General features: G+C 46.3%; 21 protein-coding genes, 1 tRNA gene, 1 CRISPR repeat array and 3 other annotated features (1 of these 26 only partly in view). Of the genes, 1 reads left to right on the top strand and 21 read right to left on the bottom strand.

Annotated elements, in window-relative coordinates:
* Positions 1–230 (bottom strand) — a binding site (T-box leader); it reaches 34 nt to the left of the window's first position.
* 21 nt (positions 231–251) lie between these two features.
* From ACSNJE_RS02085 to ACSNJE_RS01990, 20 genes are all read right to left on the bottom strand, one after another.
* Positions 252–344, bottom strand: a complete 93-nt coding sequence (locus ACSNJE_RS02085; protein ID WP_152908973.1) for a YqzL family protein — start codon at positions 342–344, stop codon at positions 252–254.
* Positions 345–422: 78 nt separating this feature from the next.
* On the bottom strand, positions 423–1,229 hold the full coding sequence (locus ACSNJE_RS02080; RefSeq protein WP_052217173.1) for a TrmH family RNA methyltransferase: 807 nt from the start codon (positions 1,227–1,229) through the stop codon (positions 423–425).
* A gap of 4 nt (positions 1,230–1,233) precedes the next feature.
* Positions 1,234–1,881 (bottom strand): potassium channel family protein, encoded by a 648-nt coding sequence (locus ACSNJE_RS02075; protein WP_013120734.1) that lies wholly within the window; start codon positions 1,879–1,881, stop codon positions 1,234–1,236.
* A gap of 65 nt (positions 1,882–1,946) precedes the next feature.
* Entirely contained in the window at positions 1,947–3,287 is a 1,341-nt protein-coding gene (locus tag ACSNJE_RS02070; protein WP_052217174.1) for a TrkH family potassium uptake protein, read from the bottom strand.
* Positions 3,288–3,592: 305 nt separating this feature from the next.
* Positions 3,593–3,952 (bottom strand): 50S ribosomal protein L20, encoded by a 360-nt coding sequence (gene rplT / locus ACSNJE_RS02065; RefSeq protein ID WP_013120736.1) that lies wholly within the window; start codon positions 3,950–3,952, stop codon positions 3,593–3,595.
* Between the two features lie 57 nt (positions 3,953–4,009).
* Positions 4,010–4,207, bottom strand: coding sequence for a 50S ribosomal protein L35 (gene rpmI, locus ACSNJE_RS02060; RefSeq protein ID WP_013120737.1), 198 nt, complete (start codon positions 4,205–4,207; stop codon positions 4,010–4,012).
* A 15-nt stretch (positions 4,208–4,222) separates the two neighbouring features.
* The gene (infC, locus tag ACSNJE_RS02055) at positions 4,223–4,744 is read right to left on the bottom strand and encodes a translation initiation factor IF-3 (RefSeq protein ID WP_013120738.1); all 522 of its coding nucleotides are present in this window, start codon (positions 4,742–4,744) and stop codon (positions 4,223–4,225) included.
* A gap of 17 nt (positions 4,745–4,761) precedes the next feature.
* Positions 4,762–4,896: a sequence feature (ribosomal protein L20 leader region), on the bottom strand.
* 65 nt (positions 4,897–4,961) lie between these two features.
* Positions 4,962–6,875: a threonine--tRNA ligase gene (thrS, locus tag ACSNJE_RS02050; protein ID WP_495251877.1), complete on the bottom strand. Its 1,914-nt coding sequence runs from the start codon at positions 6,873–6,875 to the stop codon at positions 4,962–4,964.
* A 62-nt stretch (positions 6,876–6,937) separates the two neighbouring features.
* Positions 6,938–7,169, bottom strand: a binding site (T-box leader).
* Between the two features lie 54 nt (positions 7,170–7,223).
* Positions 7,224–7,826, bottom strand: a complete 603-nt coding sequence (locus tag ACSNJE_RS02045; RefSeq protein ID WP_013120740.1) for a DUF445 domain-containing protein — start codon at positions 7,824–7,826, stop codon at positions 7,224–7,226.
* A gap of 513 nt (positions 7,827–8,339) precedes the next feature.
* Positions 8,340–9,254 carry a putative sporulation protein YtxC gene (ytxC, locus tag ACSNJE_RS02040; protein WP_495251876.1) on the bottom strand — a complete coding sequence of 305 codons (915 nt, stop codon included), beginning with the start codon at positions 9,252–9,254 and terminating at the stop codon, positions 8,340–8,342.
* 136 nt (positions 9,255–9,390) lie between these two features.
* Positions 9,391–9,465, bottom strand: a tRNA-Val gene (locus ACSNJE_RS02035).
* A gap of 237 nt (positions 9,466–9,702) precedes the next feature.
* Positions 9,703–9,855, bottom strand: coding sequence for a hypothetical protein (locus ACSNJE_RS02030; protein ID WP_495251875.1), 153 nt, complete (start codon positions 9,853–9,855; stop codon positions 9,703–9,705).
* A gap of 76 nt (positions 9,856–9,931) precedes the next feature.
* Positions 9,932–14,119: a CRISPR direct-repeat array (repeat unit 32 nt; unit sequence GTTTCAATCCACGCACCCGCATGGGGTGCGAC).
* A 177-nt stretch (positions 14,120–14,296) separates the two neighbouring features.
* Positions 14,297–14,587 (bottom strand): CRISPR-associated endonuclease Cas2, encoded by a 291-nt coding sequence (gene cas2, locus ACSNJE_RS02025; protein WP_495251874.1) that lies wholly within the window; start codon positions 14,585–14,587, stop codon positions 14,297–14,299.
* A gap of 14 nt (positions 14,588–14,601) precedes the next feature.
* Positions 14,602–15,633, bottom strand: a complete 1,032-nt coding sequence (gene cas1c, locus ACSNJE_RS02020) for a type I-C CRISPR-associated endonuclease Cas1c (RefSeq protein ID WP_495251873.1) — start codon at positions 15,631–15,633, stop codon at positions 14,602–14,604.
* Positions 15,634–15,637: 4 nt separating this feature from the next.
* Entirely contained in the window at positions 15,638–16,312 is a 675-nt protein-coding gene (gene cas4, locus ACSNJE_RS02015) for a CRISPR-associated protein Cas4 (protein WP_495251872.1), read from the bottom strand.
* Positions 16,312–17,184, bottom strand: a complete 873-nt coding sequence (gene cas7c / locus ACSNJE_RS02010; RefSeq protein ID WP_495251871.1) for a type I-C CRISPR-associated protein Cas7/Csd2 — start codon at positions 17,182–17,184, stop codon at positions 16,312–16,314. Before cas7c ends, cas4 begins: the two co-directional genes overlap by 1 nt.
* 3 nt (positions 17,185–17,187) lie before the next feature.
* The gene (gene cas8c / locus ACSNJE_RS02005; protein WP_495251870.1) at positions 17,188–18,996 is read right to left on the bottom strand and encodes a type I-C CRISPR-associated protein Cas8c/Csd1; all 1,809 of its coding nucleotides are present in this window, start codon (positions 18,994–18,996) and stop codon (positions 17,188–17,190) included.
* Entirely contained in the window at positions 18,993–19,658 is a 666-nt protein-coding gene (gene cas5c / locus ACSNJE_RS02000; RefSeq protein ID WP_495251869.1) for a type I-C CRISPR-associated protein Cas5c, read from the bottom strand. Before cas5c ends, cas8c begins: the two co-directional genes overlap by 4 nt.
* Before the next feature lie 20 nt (positions 19,659–19,678).
* Positions 19,679–21,886: a CRISPR-associated helicase Cas3' gene (gene cas3, locus ACSNJE_RS01995; RefSeq protein WP_495251868.1), complete on the bottom strand. Its 2,208-nt coding sequence runs from the start codon at positions 21,884–21,886 to the stop codon at positions 19,679–19,681.
* Positions 21,887–22,155: 269 nt separating this feature from the next.
* Entirely contained in the window at positions 22,156–23,859 is a 1,704-nt protein-coding gene (locus ACSNJE_RS01990) for a peptidoglycan D,D-transpeptidase FtsI family protein (protein WP_495251867.1), read from the bottom strand.
* Positions 23,860–24,334: 475 nt separating this feature from the next.
* On the opposite strand from ACSNJE_RS01990, the gene ACSNJE_RS01985 reads away from it, so the two are divergent.
* Positions 24,335–26,197: a glycosyltransferase family 39 protein gene (locus ACSNJE_RS01985; RefSeq protein ID WP_495251866.1), complete on the top strand. Its 1,863-nt coding sequence runs from the start codon at positions 24,335–24,337 to the stop codon at positions 26,195–26,197.
* Here ACSNJE_RS01985 and ACSNJE_RS01980 read toward each other — a convergent pair.
* Positions 26,155–26,388, bottom strand: coding sequence for a DUF4911 domain-containing protein (locus tag ACSNJE_RS01980; RefSeq protein WP_013120752.1), 234 nt, complete (start codon positions 26,386–26,388; stop codon positions 26,155–26,157). The genes ACSNJE_RS01985 and ACSNJE_RS01980 overlap by 43 nt on opposite strands.
* Positions 26,389–26,390 lie beyond the last annotated feature (2 nt).

Below are 26,390 nucleotides of genomic sequence, written 5' to 3'. Positions count from 1 at the left end.
CTATTTAGTATCCAACAAGGTTACTCACTCCACCAGGTACAAGCAAAATTTAACTGCTGATACCTGCTTCAAGATAACGGTTGAAGTCGCCGGCTCACCCTACTGTAAATTTCAGGCGGCTGCTCCCGGGTGAACTTCCCTTAAAATTGCCTTCAAAAGGCTTCCAGTCTCCGGCCTTTTGTCCCTGTAAGGCAACTTTTTAAGGTACTTTTCCCGTTCAACGCTTTTCTGTATATATATGCCGGCTGCCATTAATGAACAGCCAGCCTTTTGTATAAAATGTAGGCAGTGATAGAACCAGTAGCTTCAAATATCCTCCAAAAAAATTCGGCGGTTAAAAACATTTAACCACAACCTTTCAGCGGTTTTTGGGGGACCTTGCCTCTGATTATATCACATGAATACCGGTTTTACAAGTCGGTTTAAGCCTGTCCGCAAGCTCTTTGCCGCGCTGCTTCAAATAAGATTATTCCTGTCGCCACCGACACATTCAGGGATTCCGCTTTGCCCGGCATTTTAATTGCCACCCGGTAATCGCTATTCTCAATGGCAAAGGAGCTTGCTCCGCTGGCTTCATTCCCCACTACCAGGGCAACAGGCTCCGAATAATCAACTGCCAGATACGAGGATGAATCTTTGGAGATATCAGTCACTATCAGTTTTAATCCATGTTTTTTCGCCAGGTGGCAAGCTTCTTCTATAGAATCAAAATTAATAATGGGCACATGGAAGACAGACCCCATAGTAGCCCTTAATGTTTTGGGGTTGTATAAATCAGCCGTCCCTTTCACCAGGGCCACCCCCGTCACCCCCGCCGCATCGGCTGTTCTGATAATAGTACCAAGATTTCCCGGGTCCTGAACCTTATCGATAATGAGTAAAAAGGGATTGGCTACCACAAATAAATCCTCCGCGCGGAATTCCTTCTTCCTGACCAAAGCCGCAATCCCTTGCGGGGTCTCCGTATCAGTTATCTTTTTGAACAACTGGTCGGCAATAATGGTAATGGGGATTTTATCAGATATTATACTTTGAAAAGACGGATTTTTTTCCAAAACGCCGGCAGCCAGAATTAACTCTTCAATATCCGCTCCCGATTGAAGGGCTTCCTGAACAAAACGCAAACCCTCCACCAGGAACTTCCCTTCCCGGTCCCGGTATTTTTTTTGTAGCAAAGACTGCAGGTACATGATGCGCATGTTTTTCGCACTGGTAATAGTCTCTTTCATCTCCTTATTCCCTTTCCAGCCTGCGAAGTTTTTCGTTTTTACCGATGGCAACCAGGATATCGTTTTCCCGTATTACCTCATCTGGCTGCGGTGCCACAAGAATATCCCCATCTCTTTTTATCGCCATTATCGTAACCTCATAACGGGCTCTAAGCTCGGACTGGCGCAATGATTTACCCACTAAAAAGTCAGGGGCAACCACTTCCAAAATGCTGTGTACCGGCGATAATTCTATGTGGTCTAAAACGTTGGAGGAAACTAGACTGTGCGCAACTTTAGCTCCCATGTCGCGCTCGGGATAAACTATTTTATCGGCTCCTATTTTAGCCAGCACTTTTCCGTGCAAATCGTTTTGCGCCTTTACAACGACGCATTTTACGCCCATTTCTTTTAGCATTACGGTTACAAGAATACTGGCCTGGATATCCTTGCCGATAGCCACGATAACCACTTCGAAGTTCCTTATGCCCAAGGCTTTCAGGGCATCTTCATCCAGTGCGTCAGCCTGCACACAGTGGGTAACAGAATCTACCATTTCCTCGATCCGTTCTTCATCACTGTCAATAGCCAGGACATCGTGTCCCATGTTGTATAAAGTTTTGGCAACACTGGAACCAAAACGGCCCAACCCGATAACAGCAAACTGTTTCAATGCCTTTCCCTCCCATTTTTATTTGTTTGGAAGCACAACATTTCCTTTGTCTAACCGATGATTGTTTAACCGACCATGACTTTTTCTTCCGCATACCGAAACGCAGTTCCCCGATTTTTCTTGGCTATCGCAAAAGCCAGAGTGAGAGGCCCAACCCGGCCCATAAACATGGTCAAGATGATCACAATCCGGCCTATGGTGCTAAGCTCCGGGGTTAATCCCATACTTAAACCCACGGTACCAAACGCTGAGGTGGTTTCAAACAAAACGGCCAGAAACTGGGCCTTTTCCGTTATGGATAACAACATGGAAACCCCGATGACAAGAGTCAAAGCAGCAAACATAACCGTCAGCGACTTATACACCTGATCCTTGGGAATACGGCGTTCAAAAATTACCACATCGGAGTCGCCTCTGATCATACTCCATACGGCAACAAAAAGGGTCCCCAAAGTGGACGTCTTAATTCCGCCACCCGTTGAACCGGGCGATGCACCGATAAACATGAGAATTACCAGCAAAAATTGCGTTGCATTACGAAGTTCAGCAATATTCAGGGTGTTAAATCCGGCCGTTCTCGGTGTCACTGACTGAAAGAACGAAGCCAGCAGTTTACCTCCCATATTCAATTGTCCCAAAGTATGGTCGTTAGAATATTCCAAAGCAAAAACCGAAACCGTCCCCAGGGCCAGCAGCAAGGTCGTCATGGTTAAGACCAATTTTGTATGCAGACTGAATTTTTTCCACCTACGTCTGGTAAATATGTCCACCAGTACAGTAAAACCAAGACCCCCGAAAATAATCAAGGCAGCAATCATCAAATTTACCACAACATCGTCGGCGAAAGACGTCAGACTTCTAAATTCGCCAAATAAGTCAAAACCCGCATTGTTAAAAGCCGATACGGCGTGAAATAACCCGTAATAGAAGGCCTTGGCCGGGCTCATATCCTGCATGAATCTTAGACCGAGAACAATCGCGCCAAACCCTTCAAAACAGAAGGTCATAATAAGAATGTACTTGGTTAGCCGGACCACACCTTCCATGGTCAACTGATTCAAAGCTTCCTGCATAATCAGGCGTTCCTTGAGTTTGATGCGCTTGCCCATCAGCAATGCAAATAAAGTAGCTGTGGTCATAAACCCCAATCCGCCTATCTGGATAAGAAACATGATAACCAACTGTCCGAAAATAGAGTAGTGGGTTCCTGTATCCACAACAACCAAACCTGTTACACAAACGGCCGATGTAGCGGTAAACAAAGCATCCAGAAAAGGAGTAGGTTTACCGTCAGCTGCCGCTGCAGGCAATGATAAAAGTATGGCGCCCATCAATATGACTGTAGCAAAACCGATTACCAGGACCTGGGGGGGACTTAGTTTTATCTTTGGTTTATTAAGATCCATCTGGAGGTCCCCTTTCAATTACTCTCAATAAGTAAGTATTGTCATAAGTCGAAAAAAATAAAATCTAGTTTATCATAAATCGTATAATTTAAAATGTCCAATCTTAATTTCAGCGAAATTGTTCACAATTTTCAGCATTAAGCAACCCTTTGGCAATTTAAGGAGATATTCTTAGCAATACTTATTATTCCATCATTTTACTTAACATAGCTTTTTAAACGGAAGATGTCCACCGGGTTGTTTGGAAAAAGGAATAATAAAAAGCATGGGTAATATATCCCATGCCTCATTCTGATCTTTTGAATTTACGCGTTAACTTTGGCTTTGGCAGCTTCCACGAGCTTCCCAAAAGCCTGTTGGTCGTTCACAGCCAGGTCCGCAAGCATTTTACGGTTTACTTCAATGCCTGCCTTTTTCAAGCCGTTAATAAGTTTGCTGTAAGAGATGCCGTTAATTCTGGCTGCCGCGTTAATTCTGGCAATCCACAGCTTGCGGAATTCTCTCTTTTTGGTCCGCCTGTCTCTGTAAGCATAAGCCAAAGATTTAAGCACCTGTTCGTTGGCCGGTCGGAACAGTTTACTTTTTGCACCCCGGTAACCTTTAGCCAGTTTAAGTATTTTTTTATGTCTTTTACGGGTTGTAACCCCACCTTTAACTCTCGGCATTCTATTACCTCCTTTGTACAGATTATTTCCGGAACAATGCCCTTCTAAGCCGCGAGATTAAGCGTAAGGAAGCAGAAGTTTTACCTTTTTGGTATCTGCAGCGCTCACCAAACCAGGCTGCCGCAAATTACGCTTTCTCTTGGCGGATTTCTTTTCCAGAATATGGCTTTTATAAGCTTTCGCTTTTTTCACCTTTCCGGAGCCGGTAACCTTAAACCTTTTGGCTGCGCCCCGGTGTGTTTTCATTTTGGGCATAAAATTTCCTCCTCTCTAGTCTTGTTTTGGTGCTAGAATCATTACCATGTTACGGCCTTCCACCTTAGGCTGTCTTTCCACAATGGTGATATCTTTTAACTGATCAACCACTTTATCGAGAAGCTGCTTCCCCAAATCAGTATGAGCCATTTCACGGCCTCTGAACATGACAGTCACTTTCACCTTATCGCCGTCTTTGAGAAACCTGACGATGTTATTGGTTTTAGTGACCAAGTCATGGGCCTCAATATTGGGCCTCAGCTTGATTTCCTTAACATTAATAATTTTTTGTTTCTTACGGGCTTCTTTTTCGCGTTTGCTCTGCTCATACTTATATTTCCCATAATCCATGATTCGGCAAACAGGAGGCTTAGCGCTGGGAGCTACCTCGACCAGGTCAAGATCCTTTTCCTGGGCAAACCTTAAAGCTTCTTTAAGGGGAACTATCCCTAACTGTTCCCCGTCAGAGCTGACCAGCCGTACCTCTTTAGCTCTAATTTCTTCATTAATTCGCAAATCCTTGCTAATAATTGTCACCTCCTGGATTATTACCCATCCAAAACTAAAAACGGATGGACATACTCCATCCGCTGCAAATCAACAGTTACAACTAAACAAATGCTGTACGAACCTTATTAACAACCGTCAGGCGTCATAAGGTGAGAAGCGGATGGCTTCTGCTTAAAATGATTATTATTTATTAAATTTTACTTTGTTATTATAGCATTGCTCCCATTACTTGTCAAATATTTTGTCACCTGACTTTTTCTTTTATTTCTTTGGTTATTAGGGCCACAAAATCATCTGCATTTACAGCGCCTTTGTCGCCTTCGCCACGTTTTCTGACGGCAACAGTCCCGTTTTCCATTTCCTTATCCCCAACAACCAGCATGTAGGGTACTTTTTCCACCTGAGCTTCCCTGATTTTATACCCGATCTTTTCATTACGAGCATCAACCTCAACCCGGACGCCCTTTTCTTTTAACCGGTCGGCTACTTTTTCGGCGTATTGTTTACTCCTGTCTGTTACCGTCATGATTTTTGCCTGAACAGGTGACAACCAGACAGGCAGAGCTCCGGCAAAATGTTCGATTAGAATCCCGATAAAGCGCTCAATACTGCCAAAAACAACCCTATGAATCATGACCGGCCTGTGTTTCTGTCCATCTTCACCTACATAAGTCAGGTCAAATTTTTCCGGCATGAGGAAATCCAATTGGATTGTACCGCACTGCCAGGTTCTGCCCAGGCAGTCCATCAGATGGAAGTCTATTTTGGGTCCATAGAAGGCACCGTCACCCTCGTTAATCTTGAAATCCATACCTTTGGCTGCCAGTGCTTCTTTCAAAGCATTTGTGGCCAGGTCCCAAATTTCATCGGAACCCATTGCTTTTTCCGGTTTGGTACTCAGCTCCACGTGGTATTTAAAACCAAATACTTTGTAAAAATTATCTATCAGATCAATAACCCTAATGATTTCATCTTTTATCTGGCTCGGCAGCATAAAGATATGGGCATCATCCTGGGTAAAGCATCTTACACGCATCAAACCGTGCAGCACGCCGGACATTTCGTGCCGGTGCACCAGACCCAATTCTGCCAGCCTGATCGGGAAATCCCGGTAGCTGTGCAGCCTGGTTTTATAAACCAGAATACTGCCGGGACAGTTCATGGGTTTAACAGCAAAATCAATGTCGTCAATTTTGGTAAAGTACATATTTTCACGGTAGTGGTCCCAGTGACCCGATTGTTCCCATAAAGACCGGTTCAGGATTATGGGAGTCCTGATTTCCTGGTATCCGGCCTTTTCATGCTGTTCGCGCCAGAATTTCTCCAGTTCGTTCCTGACAATCATCCCCTTGGGATGGAAAAAAGGAAAGCCGGGCCCTTCTTCCTGAATGGAGAAAAGGTCTAACTCAGCGCCCAGTTTGCGGTGATCACGTTTTTTCGCCTCTTCCAGGCGGAATAAGTATTCATCAAGTAAACTTTTCTTGGGGAAGGAAGTTCCGTAAATCCGTTGCAGCATTTTATTCTTTTCACTGCCGCGCCAATAAGCGCCCGCCAGGCTCATGAGTTTAATTGCTTTAAGTTTTCCGGTACTGGGTACGTGCGGACCGGCACACAGGTCAACAAAATCTCCCTGTTTATAGCAACTGATAACGGCGTCTTCCGGGAGGTCATTAATCAGTTCTACTTTATAGGGTTCCCCCATTTCGTTAAACAGCTTCAGGGCTTCTTCCCTGGACAGTTCGGACCTTTCAAAGGGGAGGTCCTGCTGAACGATTTTCTCCATCTCTTTTTCTATCTTCTCTAAATCTTCCGGAGTAAAGTTTTCTTTCACATCAAAATCATAATAATATCCGTCGGTAATAGCCGGGCCGATTCCCAGTTTTGTTTCAGGAAACAAATGCTTGACTGCCTGTGCCAACACGTGGGAAGAACTGTGGCGAAATACCTCCCGCCCCTCTTCGTCATCGAAAGTAAGAATTTCCAAGGTACTGTCTTCGTTAACCGGTCGGGACATATCCACCAATTTGCCGTTAAGCCTGGCAACCAAAGCGTTCTTGGCTAAACGGGGGCTGATATCACCTGCTATATCGGTAATAGTTGTGCCGGCTTCATATTCTCTTATACTACCGTCTTTTAAAGAAATTTTGATTTTCGCCATTTTTCTACCTCCAGGTCCTCAAATAATGAAAATATTAAAACCTCCCGCCACTGAATTATAATTCCAGGGACGAGAGGTATGTTTCCCGCGGTTCCACCCAGGTTTCCTAATAACCCCTGCGGATTATTAAGCGCTCATCACAGGATAACGGCCTGTCCGTCCCGGATTAGTGTTATTTCCACCGGGATGCTCCAAGGCGGTTCTTCGATATTTCCCCCCTACCGGGGCTTCCAGCCTCGACCCCGGCTCTCTGTAAGGTTAAAAATATCTACTCTTCCTCTTCCTCGCATTTGATTACTTATCAACCACTTTCAACGCCTTCATTATAATCTCTGGTCAAAGGGCTTGTCAAGCTCGTATCTGCAGTAAAATAACCTGCAAACACCCAATAAAGAAGCCCAGTACTCCGCCTAAAACTTCAATATGTTTAAGTTCCCTGGAAGCAATGCCAAAAATAAGCTGTTCAAGTTCCTGCAGGTTGAAATTGTTCACCTTTTCCTCCACTATCGGAGCCACATGTAAATCCTCCCTGAGATGCTCCGCCATTTTATCCATAACACGGTCAATAATTTTCGGCATTTCTCTGTCCAAAATTTCCTCGGCCGCCTGTCCCAGCAAATGGCGGATTGAAATAGGCAAGAAATTCGGGATCTTTTGCATGATACGGCTTTTGATAATTTCTTTAGCCGATTTTTCAAAATTGGCCGTTACCCGGTGGCTGCTGAACTGGGCCAGTACATCTTCAACACAGAGCAATTGTCCTTCAATTATCTCGCCCAGGTTTTTGGCCATCTCCTTTTGTCTTTTGGGAATAACCCCCTGAAAGACCCAATTAGTCAAAGGAATTTTAACAGGCTTATATGGCCAAAACAGCATTTTTATGGCCAAAACATTGGTAATCCAGCCGATTAAGGCGCTGATCACGGGTATCGTTAAAAGCTTCCAGTCCATATCCATTCCTCCGGCTTCCGATACTGACTAAACTATACCAGATATTCAGAAACCGTGCAATATGTCGAAACAAACCAAAAGAATTACCGCTGTGAAGGTAAAACAACCGTTGCTCCGAGGCTCCGGGCAAAGACAGTGTAAACTCCGTTCAGTTGAAATCACTGAACCCGGCCAAATCGTCGTCCGTGACTCAATGGCCGGGTTTCCAGTGATTTCAAACCTTCACTGTCGTTAACACTGTCTACCCTCCCTCCGCCAGGTCGCAACTTATTGTTTTACCTCTACAGCGATTATCTGCGACTACAAGACACTGGCTGTTTCACTAATAAAGCAGCTACCCACAGGAACGGAAGGGTGGGTGGGGTGCTGAGGCTACCGTTAAGAAGCGACTGCGTTCGCAAAACCGCAGGCAGGAAGGCGGGGAGTTCCCGCATGTTTGAAGATGGCGAAGGCCGCCGGGAAGTCCGGCGCTCAACTTATGTTGAGTGCCTATTTAGAAATATGCGGCATCGGTCAATGTTTCTGCAAATGCACCTCGTTTTCCCGGCAAAGTTCACAACCACCACAATACTTGACCCGCTCCCCGAAAACACCGACAATTGTATCAATACTGGTTAACATTTTATCCTCTTCCCGGCAATGCAGGATTATGGTAGTAGGCGCTATTGTTATTAAGGCGCTTATCAGCAGGTCTTCATAATTAAGTTCACTGTCCCCAAGCTCGACAATAAATCCATCCAGGTATTCGCAGTTAATGCTTTTGTTTGATGCATCCAGCAGTTTAAACATACCTGAAGGTTGGATAAGCACCTGTACCACATCCAGCCGGGGTTCCTGAATATCTACAAAGTATTTGAGCAGGCGAAGAAATTCTTTATACTCTTTATCCAACAGATAATCGTCAGCAGCTTTTTCCGCGATTTTCGTCAATTCCTCAATATACTCTTTTAAGCGAAACCTGATAAAACCTTCGATAACTATGTTGTTGTTCGTCTGCAGGTATTCCAGAACCCGTCTTAAAATGAGACTCTTCCGACTTAATTGCTCATACATGGTTTCTCCGTTTTCGTGACCTAAATTTAAATGTTTTAGGGCAAATTCAGAAATAGTCTGCTGTTCTTCCTTGGAAAAATAATAATAATTCTCCTTAATTATTTCTTCTAAAAGGGTGCGCTCCCAGTTATTTACAATAATATCAGAAACAGCATTAGCCACATAATGCTTGAAAATATTTTTTGTGTCTTCTTCAGAGTAACCGGCTTCTCCATAATCAGCAATATTATATTCCAGGAATACGTAGTCGCCCTTTTTTCCCTCTTCACAGGAAATTTTTATACCGTCATTTTCCAATAATCGAAATTCTTGATCCAGTTTTTCCTTTACATAATCTATATGGTTAGCAGCACCAATACAGAATGATGCCGACATCAATATCACCACCCCCATCTTTGCTACTAGTATATGTGTAAGATTTTTTTTGTATACAGTAGCCTTTCAGGGGAAGAATGGAATAAAAAATGACAAAAATAAAAGCTCCGGAAATCTCCGAAGCCTTGATTTTCTATGGTGGGCATACGTGGAATCGAACCACGGACCTCTTCCGTGTCAAGGAAGCGTTCTCCCTCTGAACTATATGCCCATTTTTTTGAACCACGTATATATATTATAGCTGATTCAAAGTAAAAGTCAAGCTTAACAATCATTCGGATGCTGTCAAGATTTTTTGGGTAAATTCACATTCAACTTTTAGTTCACCGTATTCTGCCGCAGGTATGACCGTTTACTCCGGTTTCCCAGGGCGGCATCCAGTCATCTAAGCTGTTAAGCTCCGGCAGCAAGCCGGCGTCCCCGAACTTGACGGCTCACCGGGTATTCCTTATATGATGGCCGCCTCCCGTTTCGCTATTACTGCCAACGAAACTTCCCGGCGGCCCTCGCCGTCTGCGGACATGCGGGGACTCCCCGATTTGCTGCTCTCCGCTTTACAGCAAGATTCCTGACGATGCCGCCCAATGGAAGCCCTCCGCAAACGGTCATACCCGCTCTTATATTATGGTTAAAAATAAAATTAAGCCGATTACCATTAATCTTGCAGTATCGGGTTAGTTTCAATCCACGCACCCGCATGGGGTGCGACTTTATGGCTTAACCCTGTAGCCGCAGAAGCAAACAGTTTCAATCCACGCACCCGCATGGGGTGCGACATTACACCCCACTCGGAATAGTTACAGCGCTGAAGTTTCAATCCACGCACCCGCATGGGGTGCGACATTGGGATTTTTTCTTTACTGGTACTATTTCAAAGGTTTCAATCCACGCACCCGCATGGGGTGCGACATCGGGAGAAGTGACATCATGGAATTATGATTCTGTTTCAATCCACGCACCCGCATGGGGTGCGACGACCGCATTACCGCTGTGCTCTTTGCGAAAAATAGGTTTCAATCCACGCACCCGCATGGGGTGCGACTTGATTAGTTTTTTACTTCTTCCAGCTCCTCATTGTTTCAATCCACGCACCCGCATGGGGTGCGACTCAGCATAAACTGAGATAATTTCATCGGTGCTGCGTTTCAATCCACGCACCCGCATGGGGTGCGACAGCGAGCCAAACGAGCGTGGGAGGAACCTTATATTTTGTTTCAATCCACGCACCCGCATGGGGTGCGACTATAAGGCAGGTGATATGGATGTAGACGATATCAGTTTCAATCCACGCACCCGCATGGGGTGCGACGTAGCCAACTGAATAGTGGGAGCAGTACCCCCGGTGTTTCAATCCACGCACCCGCATGGGGTGCGACGAGGTTGAGCCTTCACCTGCGGTTGATGTCTCGTGTTTCAATCCACGCACCCGCATGGGGTGCGACACTGTTCCAGCCAGTCTTACGACCATATGCAACGGTGTTTCAATCCACGCACCCGCATGGGGTGCGACACCATTGCCGCCCACCATGAAGGGGATGACTGGACGGTTTCAATCCACGCACCCGCATGGGGTGCGACCTTATGGCACTTGCCGCACCCGTTGCCGCATACATGTTTCAATCCACGCACCCGCATGGGGTGCGACTAGCGGTCCCTTTTATGTTGTGGCCCAAACAAGCGGTTTCAATCCACGCACCCGCATGGGGTGCGACTGATTCTCTGATAACATGCTGGTGTATCGGTCGTAGTTTCAATCCACGCACCCGCATGGGGTGCGACAAGCTGACAATAGCCTTGCCGTGGCCGCAGTACAGTTTCAATCCACGCACCCGCATGGGGTGCGACATTTGTTTTAGACTGGCCATTGCCCTGGTATAAAGTTTCAATCCACGCACCCGCATGGGGTGCGACTTGGAGGCAAACAGTTGTACCGCCGGTATATCAAAGTTTCAATCCACGCACCCGCATGGGGTGCGACTTAGTGGGTATCTCTTGGCTGCACTGGTAGCCGCGTTTCAATCCACGCACCCGCATGGGGTGCGACATATTCCCGCTTTTAACCGTTGGCGTGGAAGTCTGTTTCAATCCACGCACCCGCATGGGGTGCGACTGGGACCGGCCGCAGGGTATGTAGGCTTCGTAGGGGTTTCAATCCACGCACCCGCATGGGGTGCGACCCCGATAACCAGCACCAGAGGCCAGGCCATGCTCGTTTCAATCCACGCACCCGCATGGGGTGCGACGTTGACGAAGCTCTGGCTGGCTCTACAGATTAGGGTTTCAATCCACGCACCCGCATGGGGTGCGACTTTTGCGCCCTGTCCAAGCAGGTAGGGCACCGCTTGGGTTTCAATCCACGCACCCGCATGGGGTGCGACATACGCCAGGCAAAACAGCGATGTCATTCTTATAGTTTCAATCCACGCACCCGCATGGGGTGCGACTCATGCCTAAGCTGCGTGATTATTTTTTTTCTGACCGTTTCAATCCACGCACCCGCATGGGGTGCGACAATCACCGTGGCATGATCCGCAGTTATATTCAGAGTTTCAATCCACGCACCCGCATGGGGTGCGACGGATTCTCTTTGAGTTGTTTGCCGCATTTGATACAGTTTCAATCCACGCACCCGCATGGGGTGCGACGCCAGTTTCTTGTTAAGCTTGATGAAGATTATATGTTTCAATCCACGCACCCGCATGGGGTGCGACTCATTGCCATTAGTTTAATTGGTTGTAGTAGCAAGGTTTCAATCCACGCACCCGCATGGGGTGCGACTTAGTATTTTTTGTAATATTCTACCGAAATTAAAGTTTCAATCCACGCACCCGCATGGGGTGCGACCTCTTCCCTTATTGATAATCATTGTACAATAACCCGTTTCAATCCACGCACCCGCATGGGGTGCGACTAAACGGTCTTGCGAAAACCGTTGATGGTCTCAAGGTTTCAATCCACGCACCCGCATGGGGTGCGACTTCAGAAGAGGTATTTAACAAGGTAAAAAATCCAAAGTTTCAATCCACGCACCCGCATGGGGTGCGACTCATATCGTTGCTGTATGCGAACTGGTAGGTAATGTTTCAATCCACGCACCCGCATGGGGTGCGACGCCAGTGTTTTTGGGAGCCGTTGCCTTGACTTCCTGTTTCAATCCACGCACCCGCATGGGGTGCGACTATCCAGGTTGCAACAGGTTTGAGAGATAGAATTGGTTTCAATCCACGCACCCGCATGGGGTGCGACTGCATTCTCGAACAAAACCGGCTGTAGTTATCATGTTTCAATCCACGCACCCGCATGGGGTGCGACTTTTATTGTATGAGGGATGTGTGTTTAATGTTATTAGTTTCAATCCACGCACCCGCATGGGGTGCGACTGCAATAATAAACGCCTGGATTTATTCATATTTATTGTTTCAATCCACGCACCCGCATGGGGTGCGACTGAAGATGATGGTTGTAATAATCCTGGATATTTTGTTTCAATCCACGCACCCGCATGGGGTGCGACAACCGGTGGGTGTTAAAGGACTGGTGATTGCCCGAGTTTCAATCCACGCACCCGCATGGGGTGCGACAACATTGCTCACGCAACTGCTTAACAACCCTAGTGTTTCAATCCACGCACCCGCATGGGGTGCGACTTATTCATGAAATTACTTTATGTATTATTTAGAGGAGGTTTCAATCCACGCACCCGCATGGGGTGCGACCTTAATTTCTTTAATTCCTTATCCACATCCATTAGTTTCAATCCACGCACCCGCATGGGGTGCGACTTGATTCAAAAAATTATCGATTGGCAACAATTATTAGTTTCAATCCACGCACCCGCATGGGGTGCGACGCAACGACTACTTCCCCCCACGTAACAAAGGTCAGGGTTTCAATCCACGCACCCGCATGGGGTGCGACAACTTAAAATTCTTAAAATTAATGAGGCCCCTCCTGTTTCAATCCACGCACCCGCATGGGGTGCGACGCAGGCTAAAGTTAAAACACCAACTGGCGAAGATGATGTTTCAATCCACGCACCCGCATGGGGTGCGACGTGAATTAATCGATGATGTGTTAAGGCAGTTGGCGGTGTTTCAATCCACGCACCCGCATGGGGTGCGACTCTGCGCAGCCGGTTGATGTGGTAATACCCAAAGGTTTCAATCCACGCACCCGCATGGGGTGCGACCAAAAAGAAGCCAGTAAAACCGCATCATCTAAGTCGTTTCAATCCACGCACCCGCATGGGGTGCGACAATGCCGCCAGTAAAAAAACCGAAAACGGGGCTCCAGGTTTCAATCCACGCACCCGCATGGGGTGCGACGTTTCTACCTCCCTGGTCGGTACATGGGAAAAGATTAGTTTCAATCCACGCACCCGCATGGGGTGCGACGATTGGCTCCGGAAAGATTATCTACTGCCGGACCGGTTTCAATCCACGCACCCGCATGGGGTGCGACTTTAGTGTTGGGGGTGAATATTGAAGTATGAACCAAGTTTCAATCCACGCACCCGCATGGGGTGCGACCTATTGCCGCAGACCCAATCAAGCTTGTTGTAAACGGGTTTCAATCCACGCACCCGCATGGGGTGCGACGATGTCTGCGGACATCGAGGATAAGCCGCTTCAGGTTTCAATCCACGCACCCGCATGGGGTGCGACTACAATTGATGTGGGCCAAGACCCTGTGACCGGAAGTTTCAATCCACGCACCCGCATGGGGTGCGACTTATACTGGGCATTTCAGTGGGCCGGACATAGCAGGTTTCAATCCACGCACCCGCATGGGGTGCGACCGTCTTGCTCAAATTGGTCCTGGAGCCGTTTAATAGTTTCAATCCACGCACCCGCATGGGGTGCGACAGCACCTAAAATAAAGCAAGACACTTCAAGGGTTAAGCGGTTTATTATAGCGAATCCCGGATTTAGGTAATAAAAACAGTGTTCCCCAAAAACCGGATGTTAACTATTAACCCTAGATTTTTATGCGGTGCGATTTTGCAGAAAAAACATGTTCACATATGGTTCGCGCTTTTTGTACTAAACTATTAAAGTCCCTTCAGGATCAAAAGTGGATTTTGCTCCAACATGCTCCACTCTGTTTTTCCAATTACTACCAAGATAATAATACCTCAAACTATCCTTTTCTTGGTCTATTATCTCTTCCAGCCTGTGCCGTAACTGAGCAAACTGGGCCGGATCAACCAAACATTCGAATACGGAGTTTTGGACTCTTTGTCCATAGTTTACGCATTGCTTTGCGACGCGTCGTAATCTTTTTCTGCCGGCTTCTGTGGTGGTATTAACGTCATAAGTTATCAATACCATCATTGACATCTACCCCCCTACTTCCAAATAAAAGGTGGATAGTCGTCCAGATCTCCTCTTAAATACCTGGAAAGCAACAATGCCTGGGCATATGGTAGTAACCCTATATGTATTTTCTCAGTCAGAAAGGGATGAGTAATCTCTTCTCTTTTTCTCCTTTGCCAGGCCTCCAAAACAGTTTTTCTTGCCCCCTCTTTCATGACAACCCCACCTGATTCCTTTTTAATAAAATCATTCCCTGTAATTTGCCGACGGTTAATAAGGGTCAGAACTAACCTGTCCACTAAATACGGACGTAATTCTTCCATCAGGTCCAAGGCTAGGCCGGGTCTTCCTGGCCGGTCGCGATGCAAAAACCCCACATAAGGATCAAGCCCCACAGATTCAAGAGCGGACCTGGCTTCAAGTACTAATAGGGTATACAGAAAAGACAGTAATGCATTTATGTTGTCTAGAGGCGGTCTACGGCTTCGTTCTTTCATATAAAACGATTCTTTTTGGTACAATATCATATCATCAAAAACCGAAAAATAGTATCTTGCGGCTTCTCCTTCTATTCCTCTGATTTCTTCCAGGGATGAAGCCCTGCTTAATCTGATAATACTTCTCGCCAATTCTTTTGATACTGGCTCAATATTGTCAACACCACACTTATTGCCATGGTCACTCATAAAACGTCTTATAACCGCCCTGCAATTGACCAACTTGCCAATAATAAATCTGGATGCCAGTTTAGTACACTCAGGCGCAAAATCTGCCATTCTGTACTGCTTTCGCCGTAACAATACATTACCCTTGACAGGTCCGGAAACGCTGGCCAGAAATTTTCCGTGCTCATTTAGAAATGTTAGGGATACACCCCGTTCCGCACACAACCCAAGCAGAGCCGGACTGGCTCCCATGTAACCGAAGGTTACTATTCCCTCCAGGTAATGTATAGGCGTCCGAAATATTTCGTTGTCCTGCACTTTGACAACAAGGTTCTCCCCATCTTTGGCCAAAAATGCCTCGGGAGTTGTCACATAAAGAACATTCAGCATTTTTCTCATAGCATTAATCTCCCGCTGATTCACTCTCAATTTCCGCTATTAAACTGTCAATGTAACGGCAGGCTTCTCTTGTTTTCTTTCCCAGAACCGGCAAACACAGGTCATTTAGGGAACAACACTTGCACTTTTTACTTTTAACCGGCGGCGGAGTTATACCTTTTTCGAACAATTCGTGCATTTTACCTGATAACTGTTCTACCTTTTCCCTCAGTTTTTCGTGAAAATCTACTCTGTGCCTGTGTCTTGTTTCTCCATAATAGAAATAAGCATAATCCAGTTTTATTCCCAGCATTTCTTCCAAACACATAGCCTGGGCACACAATTGCACTTCATCCCTCTCATCCGGTTTTGGCTTACCTCTTTTATATTCTACAATTCTGATTTTCGGAGACCTGTCTGCAGCTGAATTATGTTCATACTCAATTAAGTCCGCCACTCCGTAAAGACCCAGCCGCCTGGACACCAGCGGTACTGAACGCACAACCTTTATGTTGCTCCTCTTTTCCGTAAAATATGGATCATCAACCCGCTCATGCAGTTGTCTGCCTTCAACAGTCCGTATATTTTCCGCCCATTGTTTTTCAACATGGATTAGGGCCCACTGCCGTTCACAAAAAGCAAAATGCTGGATACCGGACAAGGGGAGGAGGCTTTCATCGTCATAAGCCCCGGTAATCATTATTTTTCTATTATCTTAACTCCGGCCGGCAACGCCGAACTGTTGAGATCAACTTGATAATCCTCATATGAGCGGGCAGGACGACCGAGGTCCTTCCTGGATACCTTCACAAGATCAAACAATTTGTGAGCCGGTGCATTCCCCAGGGGTGACTCGTGCTCAAATATAATTAGCTTGCGCGAAGCCATTTTTCCCCTTGCGGCTGAACGGTCATGGTCAAACATATTAACCAGTGCATCCCAGAGTAGTTGAAGGTCATCCATAGAAAATCCCGTTTTCTCTGCTAGGTGAGCAGATATGTAACCTTCTACCCTGTAAAGAGCATAAGGTATAATATGTTTGCGTCCCATTTCCCTATCCTTCTTTTCCGCGTCTTTTTCTGAAGTTACAGCCATCCTCGTAATGGTTACTTCCTGTTGAACAATGGGATCTATACTTCTGGCAAAATTAAGCTGAACAGGTCCGCGGACCTGACCACAATTAACCTCCGTTGTCATGACTGCACCAAAAGCCCTGATATCAAAAAAATGGTGGCACATAAAGTCAGTAATTTCTTTTGCTTTTTGGACATCTGCGGGAAGCTTTTTATCCTTGGTGTTAGGCTCAATCCCTATCGCGGTATATGCTCTCCTGTGCTGCGCATTTAAAATTGCACCCTCGCGCACATAAATGTCATAGCCTTCAATCCCATTTTTAACAATATCCACGTAATTCCTGATTTTTCGTTTCAGGCAGACATCCGTCACCAATCCAAGCCCGGTCTCCGCGTCTATCCTGGGCATATTGCCGGCATCAGGATCCCCGTTGGGGTTACCGTTTTCTACATCAAAAAGAAGAACAAACTCATACCTGTTTTTAATTACATCTGCCATAAATCATCCCTCTTTCTTTTCGTTTTTTGCATAAAGAGCCTGACGCTGATGATAATATCCCAGCACAAATAAGCCCTGTTCCTCAAGGTTCAAGTAAGACGGAAAACTACCAATCCCGCCCATAACCTCCTCTATACGCTTGTCCGTGATACGGCCATATTCGGCTTTAGCAAGATGATGCTGAACAAGTCTCATCAATATAGGGAATACAGAACCCGGAGTCGCAGAAGCAGCTCCAAAATACCTGTCTCTTATAGTAGCATTCAAACCCGGATTCGCATCCTGCTGCGCTTTTTCCAGAAGGGCAAACAATCGTCCCAACCTGTAGGCCAAATTTGTGTTTTGTTCATCTAATGACATTAACACATTCACCTCATTTCCTTTGTTATAAAAGCGTTGGCTTCTTACCAGGCAGGCTTTGATTATGGCCGCCCGGACATAATTTACTCTTTGGTCTGCCCTGATTCTTGAAAGAATTGCATTGTAAAGCGCCTGGGGATAAGGCATCCCTGTAAGAATGGAGCGCATCAGCACACCTCCCAGCAGCGGAGGAATTCGCTTGGCATCACCCAAAGGCGCCGTCTCTTTTAAAAGCATGCTTACGGAAATAAAATCCGGGGCTTTATCAAAATCCTTTATAATCGCCAAATCAGAATAATGGCGACCAATTTTGTCCAAAAAATTTCCATACCGGTCTACATGCCAGAATCTTACCGAAAGCCTGGCAGAATTAGGTGCCAGTCCCAAAATAAAAAAGTTAACGTTTGGGTCTATACCAACAAGCCCTTCATCTACTGGTTCTCCAGCCCGAACCTTGGTAAAAATATCATGCAAAAGACGTACTGTTTGTGGGTCGCGCCTTACCTTGCTCTGCTCATCGTCTATTCTTTCATTGGTTTCAGTATCGCCTTGAACAATCGGGTAAAACAAAGCTCCCAGCAGATCTTCCTCTAAGCCGTCTGTTGAACGCTCAGCCCAAAATACAGTTGTGGTGTCGCCTATTCGTATTCTATGTTTTTCATTGCTGAGCAAATAATTTAGAGCTGTGGTATAGCCAAATGCTACATTTTCACCAACAGGTGCGTTATAACTCTGCTCCTTACCATATGATTCAGACGCTTTAAAATTAAAGGATACCAAAGAAGTCCCCGTCGATTGACCACCAACCACTCCTTTAATATTCTGGTGCAGCCGCGCTATGGGTGAAATTTTACCGGTTACCATGCATTGGCCTGTGACCTCCGAGACTTGCCCCGATCGGTATTTATCCCAGGCATTAATGATCGCCTGCCGTTCATGAATATACCCTTCTGAGCCTTCCAGCCGGAAAACCAGGTTTCCCCCTTCAGCGAGTCCTTCAATGTTTTCTACTATTTTTGGGTGATTAGCCGCATTTGTCACATCCCAGGTGGTTAAAAAACTTAGTACTGCTTCTGCGCCCTGGTCATCCACCCCATCCAGTATCTCCTTGTGCAAGTTGACAAAAGCCTGAAATGTCTCTCTGCTTCTGTCCTTTTGGGTTTTTTCCTTTTTAATTTCCGGGTTCAGGCCAAGGACATATTTACAATTATCACACAAAAAATTTGCCGCCACCCCTGAAGACCTTTTCACCTGCTCCGGGACATCCATTTCGCGGGAAACCAGTTTTTTCCCCTTTACCACCCGCAGGTCCAAAATATTAACCAACTCACCTTTGCAGGATAGAACCAGAGCATATGCAACCTTGGCTTTACTGTACCCAGGCTTGCTTACTCCTGAACCTTCATCCTCCAGTAAACGTTCATAGTACTGATATAAAGAATTGATAATCACTTCGCTATCCCCCCTTCCTCCATCCGGGGCACTTCAATTACTCCTTCCTTCATTACTGCCCTGAAAAACTTTGATGTCATGTTATTCTTATAATCAATGTCAAGCAACATCCAACCCAGGTCTTTATCTCCCTTATGTATTGAGCGCGGAAGTGGTTCATCTTCCTCAATTAGGCGGAACCTGGCCGGAAACTCCCTGCATCCAAGATAAGGATAATGATAACACTGCCCCTGCCTGGCCCGTCTCAGGACTATATTGTAGTGTTTCTCCGCTGAATCCTCCGGACCGGCATTTTCCGTGATCTCAAAATGCGCTTCAATGATATAAGCTACATCTCTCAGTAAAAGAGTAGCCCGCTGCTGCCTGTCGTCAGCCGCATACTGACACAGTACCACAGTCTCTCCCTTCATAGCCTTTTTAACGTTCCCTGCCGGTATTTTGCCCCCAACTTCATTACGGCGTATGTTGTCAAACCGTATTTCATTAAGGACATGTATCCTGTCCACCACCCACCGGATTGCCGGTTTCCAGTGGATAGCCTCCAGGATTCCCCGGGCAGCGGAAGGGGTCATGACATCATAGCTAACCCTCTCCACTTTCATTTCCGGCCTGGTAAAGCAAGCATAATCCCCCCAGACCAGCAGACGAATACCATAACCCATATTTTCACCTCCTTATCAAGCTAAACAATTAATGTATCATTAAGAAACATACTCTCTGTGCATGGAAGCAACCCCATTTCCTTATTGTAATATGATCTATAAACATCCTCACGTAGCACATAAAACATGTCGGCAACATTTTCAAGGATTCCTAGCCGGAGCATTTCCCTGAACTCTTCTTCGTACACATCCACTGTGTATTTTTGCAACTTACGGCCATATTGGCCAGGAAAATGTCTCCACCGTAACTCCTGTAGCAGTTTCCTACAAGCTTCATCCCATGGAATGACCACTGCAGTCGTATTTTTATCAATCAATATAAACTTATCAGCAATTCTCCGGAAAGGAAACTTCAGCATCCTTTCCTGTTCTTTTATTTCCGCCATTATCATCTCTCGGTCCAATTCCTCTCCCTCGAGGTCATAGAGCATCAAAAAATAATCCCTGACTGCGTCCAAGCTGAGTGGGTCTTCATGTTGCATGACTATACTGCCACCAACTGATGCCGTTCTGGATAGCCAGCCTGCGGGCAGCCCGTGCTTTTCAGGTCTGAAAACGTACACCTCACCTTTTTCTTTTAAGCCTTCTCTGTTGCACCTACCGGCAGACTGGGCAATTGAATCGATTCCCGCCAAACTGCGGTAAACAACAGGAAAATCTACATCAACACCGGCCTCGATCAATTGGGTAGAAACCACTCTGCATATTTCTCCTTTTGTCAACCGCTCCCTTATGTTTCTCAGGGTTTCAGATCTATGGGCAGGACACATGCGCGTACTTAAATGAAAGACCCCTTCCCCCTGAATTTTTTCAAATATTAACCTGGCGTGTTTTTTGGAGTTGACTATACAAAGCACCTGATTATGGGATAGTAACTTTTTCGCCAGTAAATCGTCAGATAATGGCAAATCTCCAAGGTAGTTAACATTGACCCTTTGAAAAGCATTGTACAGTTTTTTGGAATCATCTATTATCTCTAAAGGTTTTATCTCCGATGGAAGGAACTTTTTTATGGCAGGCTGTGTAGCAGTGCACAAGACTACTGTCGTATGGTAGTTGGTAATTAATTCAACCAATGCGTTGATGCAAGGTTTGAGATAACCGGTAGGAATCATCTGAGCCTCATCAATTATTACTACGCTGTTGGCAATATTGTGGAGTTTTCGGCAACGGGAACTTCTGGCAGCAAACAATGATTCAAAAAACTGTACATTCGTTGTTGCTACAATAGGCATGTCCCAATTCTCAGCGGCCAATTTTAATTTTTCTGCAAGCCTCGTAAAGTTTTCAGAATCCGTTTCCCTAATATCATTTTCAGGATAATCGAAATTGCTGTGGTGCTCCAGAACCTTTTCTTCGCCAAAAATTTCCCTGAAAACCGCAGCATTTTGTTCAATTATACTAGTATATGGGATTACATAAATAACTCTATCCATGCCGTGGGTAACTGCATGTTTAAGGGCAAATGCCATAGAGGATAGGGTCTTGCCCCCTCCTGTCGGTACTGTCAATGTAAAAAGCCCCGGACTATTAACCGCCTTTTCCCTGCAGTTGGCCAGTATTTCTGCTCTGTGCCGATTAACTGGTGTAACAGGTGCGCTGCGGCATTTATTATCAAGAAAGGTATCAAGAATTGACAGCATTTCAGCCAAGGAGGCTCTGTTAATACGCTGTACCGATTTCCCAGGATCCAACGCCCGTTCCGTATCGAGAAAATCAGCATCTACAAGTGACGAATACAGGAACCTGATAAAGAATTGGGCGCTGAATCCACATCCCACAGGAGCCTTTTTTATTGGGAAAACCAGTTCTTCCGGCTCCATTAAATTAATTTCATTCATATATGCGCTATAATCCGGTAATGATTCTTTTTTCAACCGACTTTCCAGCGAAGTCTCATCTGCCACACTGCCCCAATCTGGAAGCCCGCAATGATGGCCGGCTATTACATAAGCCAATATCTTACCATACACTCCATAGCGCTTGTCTGACTCAATCGCTCCCGCCGTAGAATGATCGACCCTTATTTTGTCCCCTTCCAGACGTCTTTGAAATTCTTTTGAGTACTTGCCAATATCGTGTAAAAGACCGGCCAGGTAACCCAGCTTTTCCGCTCCAAAGCTCCCTGCAAAAACGGAAGCCAATTGTGCCGTATCCTCTAAATGGCGTTTTAGCAAGTGCCACTCCTTCTTGTTCTTTTGGCTGTCAGAATGCGCATAATAATTCATAACACCAACCTCTTGCTTATTTCAACCATTCTTACAATAGTTACTCAAAAATATCAACTCACCTTTCGCAAGATCACTAGCGCTGTAATGATGAAATAATAAATGCAAAAGTTGGATACCTTCTCTGTAATCATTTTACCATAATTGACATTTTTACTATTCGACATTATACATTATTTTCCTTGATACAAATTTCTACATAAAACGACACGTTAAAATTCATCAGTACTGGGAACAGTTGTTTAACCCTTATAAACATTGAAAAAAACTTATTTCAACAACAACATGGTTTCCATTATTTCCCTGAATACCGGCGCCGCCGATTTGCCTCCGCTCTCGCCGCCTTTAATCAGCACTGTTACTGCATATCTGGGCGCATCCAGGGGAGCATATCCCGTAAACCAGGCATCAACGATGCCCTGGTTCTTGTCAACCTGAGCCGACCCTGTTTTACCGGCGCTGCCCCATCCGGGTACATACGCCAGTTTTCCCGTTCCCATAGTAGTTACACCCTTAAACATCTCCCGTAGGGTACGGCTGGTTTCCGGACTGAGTGCCCGTTCACCTGCATCAGGCGCGAAGGCCTTTGTCAAATTATAATTGCTGTCAAGAATTCCCATAACCAGGCGCGGCTTTTTGTATATTCCGTTCCCGGCAATAGCCGCCATCATGGCCGTCACCTGGACAGGCGTAACCAGCACAGGCCCCTGTCCAATACTGCTGTTAACAATGGTGTAAGGTTCTGTCAGTTTGGCCAGGTTTTCACCGGCATCCCCGGCGTGTGGGATACCAATGATCCCGTTCTCGGCAAAGCCCAATTTGCGGGCATACTCAATCAAGTTAGCGGCGCCGATTTTCTGTCCTACCCGGGCAAAAACAGGATTGCAGGAATAAGCCATTGCTTCCGCAAAACTGATCAGCCCATGGCCTTCCTTACGGTAGCATTTAACCGGTTCATCTCGTTCACCCAGGCACAAAAACCTGGAATCGGGCCTGACAGCTCCCAATTCCAGCGCCGCTGCCGCGACAACAGGTTTAAAGACAGAACCCGGCTGTAAAAACTGGAGGCAGTTATCCAAAAAAACATTCCCCTGATCATTGTTTTGTAAAGCGGAACTTATGTTATTCGGGTCAAATACAGGTCGGCTGGCCAAAGCCAGGATATCGCCGCTCCGGATATCCATTACAACTACGGCGCCTGCCGCAATTTTATGCCTGTCCAGAGCCTGTTCCGCAATCAACTGGATGCGCTTATCTATGGTTAATATTAAATGATTTCTTCCGGGGTCTTTTACCTTGTTAACTTTCACGTCCAGCCCTTTAAGCGGCCTGTTTTTAGCATCAGTTGGAATTTGCAGGTACGTTTCGTAACGGGTACCTTTTAACCAGCGTTCATAATATCGTTCCAAACCGATTTTCCCTACCAAATCAGTCCTGGAGTAAGCTTTTTGCATTGGGTTGCTTGCATACCTGGCCAATTCCGCCCCGGAAATTTTCCCTAAATGGCCAATCAGGTGGACGGCCAGGGGATTTACGTCATATCTTTTCTTTATATAATATACTTGTACACCCTCCAGCCTCATCCTTTTTATAGCCTGGGCCTGCCTTAATGAAATCTCGTTCGGAAGCATTCCCGGCCGGCCGGCAAACCGTGCCAACAAAACCTGGGGATCCGCCTGCAGTATGCTGCTCAGACGATGAGCTGTGGTCACCTTGTCTTTCATCAAATAGGGTAAGACTACTACTTTAGGTACAAAACCGCTTCCCGTTAGAGGCACTTTATTTCTATCCATTATATCTCCCCGCGCCACTTCTTCCAGGGGGATAATCCGGTTTTGCTGGGCTTCGGCCTTGGCGGCATAATCGGCGGCATGCCGGATTTGTACAACAAATAAACGGCACAAAAGCAGAGCAAAACAAAAAATAAAGATCCAAAAGGTCTGAATAATGCGTTTTTGTCTGCGGAATTCCATTCCGTCAACCCCCTTGCCTAATTTTAGCATCGGCAAAAAGGCTGTTTTTTAAACAAACATTAATTAAACAAAAGGGTTGGGTTGTTTTACCGGGTTTTCCGGCTCGCCGCCTGTTTATCTAACTGCAAATTCTTCCGCAACAGGGCCTTTCCCCGAACTCGACGGCTCATCAAGCATTCTAAAAGGTCAGGCCGCCTCACGTTTCGGATAAACCGAAACTTCCCGGCGGCCTTCGCCGTCTTCAGACAAGACGGGGAATCGAGCCCTGTTACGCGGAAGTTTTGCAGTCAGATGCACCACGGCGGCAGTGCAACGAAAATCCTTTGTAAAACAACCCAACCCTTTATAGTGCCCTCGGACCCAAGAAACCCTGCCTGCCCCCATTTATGCCCGGACAGGTTGCAACTATTTCCTCAATAATGCTATACTTTGATAAGGAATGTTGACAAAAACGGTTTTTTCACGGAGGCTCAGCATGGTACGTTTATCAGGCTTGATTAAAACCAAAAGCCCTTACATATTTCTGGTCCTGGTTTTCTTGCTATGTTTAATTTTATTGGTTGTCGTTGGCGGCCGGGTAGCCAGCGATGGGTATAATTATTTCGCTTATCTCCGTTCTGCCGTAATTGACGGGGATTTGGATTTTCACAATGATTTTCAGCACTACCCCAAAGCCTTCTGGCTTACTTATAAACCGAAAGATACCGTAACGGGCCATTTTACCAATGTTTTTTCCGTTGGGCCCGCCATCCTCTGGGCGCCTTTTTACCTGGCTGCCCACCTTTTTGTGCTGGTTATAAACCAACTGGGCGGTTCCATACCCGCCGACGGGTTTTCCGCGCCATACCAGTTGGCCGTATCTTTGGCCAGCCAGGCCTATGCCTTTGCCGGCATCCTTTTGGTTTACCGTTTGCTGACCAGGTATTTTTCGGCTTCCATTTCACTGCTGGCCACTCTGACGGTCTGGCTGGGCAGTTTTTTGCTATACTACATGATTTTTGAACCGTCTATGTCCCATTGCGTTTCCTTTTTTGCCGTAACCCTTTTCATCTACCTCTGGCACCGGTCCCGGAAACACCGGAATATCCGGGACTGGTTTTGGCTCGGGCTGGCCGCCGGTTTAATGATGCTGGTCCGATGGCAAAACGGTATCTTTATGCTTCTACCGGCCCTGGACGCGGCAGTTGACTATTATAAGCTACAGCAACAACAGCGCAATTATGGCGATATCAGGCATCTGTTGGCCGGTCATATGGTGTTTCTGGCCTCAGCCATAGCAGCCTTTCTGCCCCAAATGATTGTCTGGAAAATTATTTACGGCGGGTTTCTGACCATTCCCCAGGGCAGTTCCTTTATGAAATGGACAGCCCCCTTTATGGCAGAAACCCTGTTTTCCTCCAGGCACGGGCTTTTCAGTTGGCATCCTGCTTTATATCTCGGCGCTTTGGGCTGGTTTATCCTGTTCAAGCGCGACAAAGGATTAACCATAAGAATCTTTTTCCTGTTCCTGGCCATGACTTACGTAAACAGCGTGGTCAAGGACTGGTGGTCCGGATGGGCCTTCGGGATGCGCAGGTTTGACGGCTTCCTGCTTTTCCTGGCCCTTGGGCTGGGCAGCCTTTTAACGGCAGTCACCGATTACATAAAGAAAAGGCCTGCCGTTGCGGTGTACCTCTGCATGGCAGCCTTAATTGCGGGCAATATCCTGTTCATGAATCAGTTCAGGGGTCGCGTTATCCACCAGGGCGGTGTGGTGGCTTTCGATACGGTTTTTAAGAACATGGTTGAACAAATATACAAAAGGACGGGTAATCCTTTTTCCTTCCCGGCCAACCTGTATTTTGCCGTTAAATACGGCGAACCGCCGCGGCGCTATGATTCCCTGGTTGGTGTTTATGTGGACGACCCTTATTTCTTCGGCCCGAAAATGGACCTGGGACGCCAGCGTTTTTACCTGGGCAAGGGCTGGTCCCAAACTTCGGAAACCTGGCAGGGACAGTTCGACTATCTGCGCAGCCTTGCAGTCAATCCCACAGTATACATGCCCCTCCGCAGCAAAGGCAACTATGTGATGCGAATACGTATGGCGCCACTTCAGGAAAGCCCTGTGGGTGTACAGGCATTCAGTGACAATTTTTCTTCTCTGAGAATAAAAATCAATAAAAAAGCCAGTGTGGAAATCCGGCTGGACAAAGCATGGAAAACCTATGAGATTTCCCTGCCCGAGCAAAACCTCTCGGCGGGAATTAACGTGCTGGAATTTTCCCTGCCGAAAGGCCAGGTAATAGGTATCGATTACATCGAATTTTCCCCCCGCCCTTCTCTGTCCAGGGAATAAACAAGCGGCCTGGGGAAATTTTGCAAAATTTCCAGCACCTCATCCCTGGTATCAGGCGTCACATGGATATATACTTCACCGGTTTTGGGGTTGCCCGTACTGACTATGCCCAAGCCGTCAAACCCCTCCATAATATTGTCCAGGTATATAATGTCCCGAGGGTCCATCTTGATATAAATCTTATTTTCCATCA

It is taken from the genome of Thermincola sp. GK-1, from assembly GCF_059412445.1.
This window is presented reverse-complemented; position numbering and strand designations above follow the sequence as displayed.

Excerpts from the sequence above, each read along its gene's own strand:
- ACSNJE_RS02080 (WP_052217173.1), bottom strand. The coding sequence starts at position 1,229 with ATGAAAGAGACTATTACCAGTGCGAAAAACATGCGCATCATGTACCTG.
- ACSNJE_RS01990 (WP_495251867.1), bottom strand. The coding sequence starts at position 23,859 with ATGGAATTCCGCAGACAAAAACGCATTATTCAGACCTTTTGGATCTTT.
- cas3 (WP_495251868.1), bottom strand. The coding sequence starts at position 21,886 with ATGAATTATTATGCGCATTCTGACAGCCAAAAGAACAAGAAGGAGTGG.
- ACSNJE_RS01980 (WP_013120752.1), bottom strand. The coding sequence starts at position 26,388 with ATGGAAAATAAGATTTATATCAAGATGGACCCTCGGGACATTATATAC.
- cas1c (WP_495251873.1), bottom strand. The coding sequence starts at position 15,633 with ATGAGAAAAATGCTGAATGTTCTTTATGTGACAACTCCCGAGGCATTT.
- rplT (WP_013120736.1), bottom strand. The coding sequence starts at position 3,952 with ATGCCGAGAGTTAAAGGTGGGGTTACAACCCGTAAAAGACATAAAAAA.
- cas4 (WP_495251872.1), bottom strand. The coding sequence starts at position 16,312 with ATGATTACCGGGGCTTATGACGATGAAAGCCTCCTCCCCTTGTCCGGT.
- rpmI (WP_013120737.1), bottom strand. The coding sequence starts at position 4,207 with ATGCCCAAAATGAAAACACACCGGGGCGCAGCCAAAAGGTTTAAGGTT.
- ytxC (WP_495251876.1), bottom strand. The coding sequence starts at position 9,254 with ATGTCGGCATCATTCTGTATTGGTGCTGCTAACCATATAGATTATGTA.
- ACSNJE_RS01985 (WP_495251866.1), top strand. The coding sequence starts at position 24,335 with ATGGTACGTTTATCAGGCTTGATTAAAACCAAAAGCCCTTACATATTT.
- cas5c (WP_495251869.1), bottom strand. The coding sequence starts at position 19,658 with ATGGGTTATGGTATTCGTCTGCTGGTCTGGGGGGATTATGCTTGCTTT.
- cas2 (WP_495251874.1), bottom strand. The coding sequence starts at position 14,587 with ATGATGGTATTGATAACTTATGACGTTAATACCACCACAGAAGCCGGC.
- thrS (WP_495251877.1), bottom strand. The coding sequence starts at position 6,875 with ATGGCGAAAATCAAAATTTCTTTAAAAGACGGTAGTATAAGAGAATAT.
- ACSNJE_RS02045 (WP_013120740.1), bottom strand. The coding sequence starts at position 7,826 with ATGGACTGGAAGCTTTTAACGATACCCGTGATCAGCGCCTTAATCGGC.
- ACSNJE_RS02070 (WP_052217174.1), bottom strand. The coding sequence starts at position 3,287 with ATGGATCTTAATAAACCAAAGATAAAACTAAGTCCCCCCCAGGTCCTG.
- ACSNJE_RS02085 (WP_152908973.1), bottom strand. The coding sequence starts at position 344 with ATGTTTTTAACCGCCGAATTTTTTTGGAGGATATTTGAAGCTACTGGT.
- cas7c (WP_495251871.1), bottom strand. The coding sequence starts at position 17,184 with ATGGCAGATGTAATTAAAAACAGGTATGAGTTTGTTCTTCTTTTTGAT.